Annotated in this window: 5 protein-coding genes; all 5 read right to left on the bottom strand. The window is 58.9% G+C overall.

The window, feature by feature from the left end:
• Window positions 1-994: 994 nt before the first annotated feature.
• Complete coding sequence (gene tatB / locus ACO54Z_RS04980; RefSeq protein WP_485996025.1) at window positions 995-1,438, bottom strand: Sec-independent protein translocase protein TatB; 444 nt, start codon at window positions 1,436-1,438, stop codon at window positions 995-997.
• A gap of 9 nt (window positions 1,439-1,447) precedes the next feature.
• A complete protein-coding gene (locus tag ACO54Z_RS04975; RefSeq protein ID WP_485996024.1) occupies window positions 1,448-1,681 on the bottom strand; it encodes a Sec-independent protein translocase subunit TatA in 234 nt (77 codons plus the stop codon).
• Window positions 1,682-1,793: 112 nt separating this feature from the next.
• Complete coding sequence (gene pta, locus ACO54Z_RS04970; protein WP_485996023.1) at window positions 1,794-3,881, bottom strand: phosphate acetyltransferase; 2,088 nt, start codon at window positions 3,879-3,881, stop codon at window positions 1,794-1,796.
• A 10-nt stretch (window positions 3,882-3,891) separates the two neighbouring features.
• Entirely contained in the window at window positions 3,892-5,076 is a 1,185-nt protein-coding gene (locus ACO54Z_RS04965) for an acetate/propionate family kinase (protein WP_485996022.1), read from the bottom strand.
• A gap of 311 nt (window positions 5,077-5,387) precedes the next feature.
• Window positions 5,388-5,571: hypothetical protein (locus ACO54Z_RS04960; RefSeq protein ID WP_485996021.1), on the bottom strand; the 184-nt coding region annotated here is incomplete at its 5' end.

The raw sequence follows: 5,571 nt of genomic DNA, 5'->3' as shown, positions 1-5,571 counted from the left end.
TTCTATATCAACTACGGATTTGTTTGAGGCAGCATACATTTTAGGACACCACCAAGTTTTTAATTGAACAAGGTTGGCAGGATAAAGAAGCAGGTAAGTCGCAATCCCTTTGAAGCAGGGACAAGTTTTTAATCCTCGTTGAAACACAAAAGGAGGTCGTCAACGGTCGCAATCCCTTTGAAGCAGGGACAAGTTTTTAATGGATGCGGGTGGTGTGGGTTAGAAACTGCGCCCGGTCGCAATCCCTTTGAAGCAGGGACAAGTTTTTAATAGTGGGGTGTATTTTTCCTCCTTATTTTCAAGCAATTGTGAAGGGCGTTTTCAACTTTTGCCAGCGGAAAAAAGTTGAGCCTTCGAGTATTGTTTTTGTTAGGGTTTTTCATGAGTATTTTTTGTAGTTCCGCAGGCTGCGATACGCGCGTATTTTACGGTATTTTGATGGTTTTTTATATGCTGGCGGGGTGATGGTGTTTGGTTGGCAACCGTTTTTGGAAAGTTCATTCATCCACGATAGCGGGGACGGTGTATGTATGGCAATCCTCACAAATTTTTGTACGGCGCTTTGTTGGCGTAGATGGAGCGCTGTGCAGGTCGGGCATGAATGGCCGACCTGCGTTTGCTGTGAGTATTCGCGCAGTGGTAGGGTGGGGCTTGCCCCACCGTTAAAAACTTGTCGCTGCGCAAGCTGTTCCAGTCCCCACCGGGGGAGGGGCAGTTCAGCCGTGTAGGTCGGGCATGAGGCCGACCTGCGTTTGCTCCTCCACAGGGGAAGGGGCATATCGGCGGCTTGTCCTACCGTTAAAAACAGGACAGTTGTTTGTTGCGGTGGGTCAAGACCCACCCTACGTTTTCCGTGGGTTTGCCAAAACACCACGCGCGCCGCCAGTAACCCCACTTCTCTCCCACAGGGGAAGGAGTGTATTGACTGCTCGCGGCAACGGTTGTCGAATGGGTTGATGTTTTTTGCGCTACGCTACGGGGGGAACGGTGGGATTCAGTCTTTGCTGTTATCGCTGGCGGGCGGTTTTGTCAGCGTTAGTTTTTCGTCCGCCGGGGCGGTGTCGGCTTCGCTGCCGCGCGGGGGTTCGACGCCGGTGTCTGCTTCGGCTTCGCCGTCTTCCGGGGTGTAGCCGTCGTAGGCGTGTTCGAGGTCGGTTTTGATGTCGTCACCGAGCTCGCGCGCGCCTTTGTCCAGGTTCATGATGTCCTGGTTCAGTTTGTTGATGTGCGCTTTCATGTCCGCGTCGTGCAGGATTTTGCGCATATCGTCGAGGTCGAGTTCGCGTTCGATGTCGGCACGCACGTCGCTGAAGGCGCGGCGGATTTTGCGCACGGTGATGACGGCGGTGCGCACCACTTCGGGCAGGCGCTGCGGCCCGATGACGACGATGCCGATGACGCCCAAGACGACGAGTTCGGAGAAGCCGATGTCAAACACGGGGCGGCCTTATCGGGTTTTTTCTTCTTCGCGCCGCGCTTCGCCTTCGATGATGCGCGTGTCGGTTTCTTTGGCCGGTTGGTGTTCGAGTTTGTCGGCAGGTTTTTCGTCTTCTTTCATCGCGTTTTTGAAGCCTTTGATGGCTTGGCCGAGGTCGGCACCGACGTTGCCGAGTTTTTTGGTGCCAAAGATGGCAACGACGATGATGAGGACGATGAGGAGTTGGATCGGGCTGATTCCCATAGGGTTTCCTTGTGGTGTGTGGTGGGTTTTGGATGTAATCCGATTTTTGCCGCTGTACGACTGCTTCACCTCCCCTCCCCCGCTGCGCAGGGGAGGGGGAGAAAGGTGGGGTTTAGGAATGTGCCGCTTGAACGGCGGTGATGGCGATGGTGTAAACGATGTCATCGACCAGCGCGCCGCGCGAGAGGTCGTTCACCGGTTTGCGCATCCCTTGTAGCACCGGACCCATCGAGATGGCGTTGGCGGAGCGCTGCACTGCCTTGTAGGTGGTGTTGCCGGTGTTGAGGTCGGGGAAGATGAAGACGCTTGCCTGGCCTGCGACCGGGCTGTTCGGCGCTTTTTGTTTGCCGACGGATTCGACGGCGGCGGCGTCGTATTGCAGCGGGCCGTCAATGAGGATGTCCGGCCGCAGTTCGCGCACTTTGGCGGTCGCTTCTTTGACTTTTTCGACGTCCGCGCCGGAGCCGGAGCTGCCGGTGGAGTAGGAGATCATCGCCACGCGCGGCTCGATGCCGAAGGCTTTGGCGCTGTCGTTGGACTGGATGGCGATTTGTGCGAGTTCGTCCGCAGTCGGGTTGGGGACGATGGCGCAATCGCCATAGACCAGCACTTGGTCGGGCAGGCACATGAAGAAGACGGAGGAGACCATGCTCGCACCGGGCGCGGTTTTGATGATTTGTAGCGGCGGGCGGATGGTGTTGGCGGTGGTGTGTACCGCGCCGGAGACGAGGCCATCGACTTCGCCCGCTTCAAGCATCATTGTGCCGAGCATGACGCCATCTTCGAGCGCTTCGCGCGCTTGGTCTTCGGTCATGCCTTTGGCTTTGCGCAGCTCAACCAGGCGGGCGACGTATTTTTCGCGCACCGCGTCCGGGTCGATGATGCTGATGTTGTCGCCGAGTTTGACGCCTTGTTGCGCGGCAACTGCCTGTACGCTTTCCGGTTTGGCGATGAGGACGCAGCGCGCCATGCCGCGTTCGGCGCAGATGCTGGCAGCAACCACGGTACGCGGTTCGTCGCCTTCGGGCAGGACGATGGTTTTTTGTGCGGCAATCGCCCGCTGCACGATTTGGTAACGGAAGGCGGCGGGCGAGAGGCTGACGCTGCGCGCCGCGCTCAGGTAGCCGGCGAACCAGTCGTCTTTGATGCCGTCGGCGAAGTATTCTTTGGTGTCGCGGATGCGCTGTTCGTCATCGACCGGGATGTAGCGGTTGAATTTTTCGATGAGTTTGCCGATTTCCCAACTGCTGGTGCCGAGGTGCAACACCGGCAGTTTGGCTTCTTCAATCAGCGGTTTGCACAGGTTCATGACGACGTCGGAAGCGGGCAGCGGCCCGGTGAGCACCAGGCAGGCGAGGTTGTTGCCCGCTTTGGCGGAGATGGTGGTCGCCATCAGCGCGTCGTCGCGGTCGGCGGGCTGGAAGATGCAGTAGCCGGGTTTCAGGAAGTCGGCGGCGTTGGCCGGGGTGCGCGCAAAGAGGACGTAGTCCAGGATGCGGCGGGTGCTGCTTTCGCCTTCAAAGAGGACGGTCGCGCCCAGGTGCTGTTGCAGGTCGCTAACGCGCGGTGCGGCGATTTCCGGGCGGCTGCCGATGACGCCGAGCAGTTTGAACTGGTCGTTGAAGGCTTTGCTGCTTTCGATTTCGGCGCGGCTGAGCGCTCCGGCGCCGTCGGCGTAGTTCACAATCGCGCCGAGCAGGTGGCCTTTTTCGTAACCGCCAAAGGCGTTGGCGGCGAAATCGAGGCGGTTTTCCAGACGGGCGATGCTGGAGACGCGCGCGTCAGAGAGCAGGATGACGTCTGCGCCGAGCGCACGGGCGATTTGCCGGTTGCATTCGCCGGCGTAGGGGACGTTCGGTGTTTCCAGCAGGCCTTCCATGATGACGACGTCGGCATCGCCTTTCGCCGCTTCAAAGTTCTGGATGACGGTTTCCATCAGTTCGTCGAGGTTGTCCGCATCGAGCGCCTGTTGCACCGCTTCGGGGCGGATAACCAGCGCGTCATCGCCGACGGCGCGCGAGGAGTGCAGCAGCACGGCGCGGCTGTGATCGACGTCTTGGCTTTCGACGTCATATTGCATCACCGGTTTGTGGAAGCCGACCTTGACGCCCTTGCGGTCAAGGGCGTGGTAGAGGCCGAGGACAGCGGAAGTGAGGCCGATGCCGGGGTGGGTGGCGACGACGAGGATTGCTTTTGCCATGTCGCCCTCCTTACGCACTGAGCGCATCGGTATCGCGGGCAATCATCAGCTCCTCATTGGTAGCGATGACCCACACCGGTTTGCTGCCCGCGGCGGCGATGTTGCCTTCCTTGCCGCGGAAGGTGGCGTCGTTCTTCGCCTTGTCCAGCTTGAAGCCGAGGAATTCGAGCAGCGCGATAGATTTTTCGCGCACCAGCGAGGAGTTTTCGCCGATGCCGCCGGTGAAAACGATGGCATCCGCGCCGCCCAGGCCGACCATTTGCGCGGCGATGTTCTTGGCGAGGCGGTAGCAATAAACGTCCATCGTGCGAATCGCCGCTTCATCGCCCTTGGCATAGGCTTCCTCAATCGTGCGGCAATCGTTGGAAATGCCGGACAGACCGAGCAGGCCGGACTGCTTCCACAGCATGTCATCAACCTCTTTCGGGCTCATGCCCATCTGCCCGGTGAGAATGCCGAAAATGGCCGGATCAACATCGCCGGAACGGGTGCCGTGTACCACGCCTTCGAGCGGGGTCAGCCCCATCGTCGTATCCACCGAATGATCAAAATCGACTGCGGCGAGCGACGCGCCATTGCCGAGGTGGGCAACCACCGCTTTCGGCTTGGCGATACCCAGTTTCTCCGGCAACTGGCTGGCGATGTAGCGGTAAGAAGTGCCGTGGAAACCGTAGCGGCGGATTTTGTTGTCGCTGTAGAGCTTGTACGGCAGGGCATAGAGGAAGGCGCGCTGCGGCATGTGCTGGTGGAAAGCGGTATCGAAAACGACGACCTGCTTCAGGTCGGGGAACGCTTCGCGCGCGGCGTCAATCCCGGTAACGTGCGCCGGATTGTGCAGCGGTGCGAGGCGGATGCAGTCCACAATCTTCTCGCGCACATCATCATCGACCAGTACCGATTCGGCAAAATACTCGCCGCCGTGGACGATGCGGTGGCCGACCGCCTTGATTTTGTCCATCAGCCCTTCCCGCTTCAGCGCGGCAACGATGACGTGCAGCGCTTCCTGGTGCGTGCCGGGGTCAAGCTGCTGCTCGAATTTCTCGCCAGCGGCGTTCTTGATGGTGATATTGCCGATGCCACCGACGCCCAGCCGTTCGGCCAGACCCTTGAGCGGCTCCTCGCCGTTTTCCGGGTTAATGACAGAGAATTTCAGGCTGGAAGAGCCGCAGTTCAGAACAAAAATATAGTGGGACATGATGATTCCAGTGGATTAAAAAGCGGCGCGATTGTAGCAAAAAAGCGGGGCAGGCGGGCGTCGGCGGGCGGGAAGCCAGGCATGGCGCGGGTTTTTGGCGCGAACGGGAAAAATGCGCCTCATTGCTCATGATTCCGTTGGCGCCAGGGCTGTTTACAATTTGAAAAATCCCCCTCCCCTGCAGGGCGAAGCCCGCAGCGGGGGAGGGACGGGGTGGGGGTGAGCGATATTAGACTTCCTTCCAAACTATAACTGGCACGGCAACCCGACAAAATTCCAAACCTGCTGAGCTGTTGTCTGCTGCCCCCACCCTAACCCTCCCCCACAGGGGGAGGGAACTCATTGGCTGCAAAAATAGCAATAGTTTCATAATTATCCATATGCGATATGACAGCTGTTATTTGAATCTGCCGCAGAATGGCTCCCTCCCCCGTGGGGGTGGGCTGGGGTGGGGGCAGGGATACAAATTCCAAAAAACGTATGCCTTTGCCTGGT

It is taken from the genome of Cardiobacterium sp. (assembly GCF_057314735.1).
The sequence above is the reverse complement of the archived record's forward strand: the minus strand, read 5'-3'. Positions and strand labels throughout refer to the sequence as shown.

Bases quoted from the DNA above. Each gene is read 5' to 3' on its own strand.
- ACO54Z_RS04965 (WP_485996022.1), bottom strand. From the start codon at position 5,076: ATGTCCCACTATATTTTTGTTCTGAACTGCGGCTCTTCCAGCCTGAAA.
- ACO54Z_RS04975 (WP_485996024.1), bottom strand. From the start codon at position 1,681: ATGGGAATCAGCCCGATCCAACTCCTCATCGTCCTCATCATCGTCGTT.
- pta (WP_485996023.1), bottom strand. From the start codon at position 3,881: ATGGCAAAAGCAATCCTCGTCGTCGCCACCCACCCCGGCATCGGCCTC.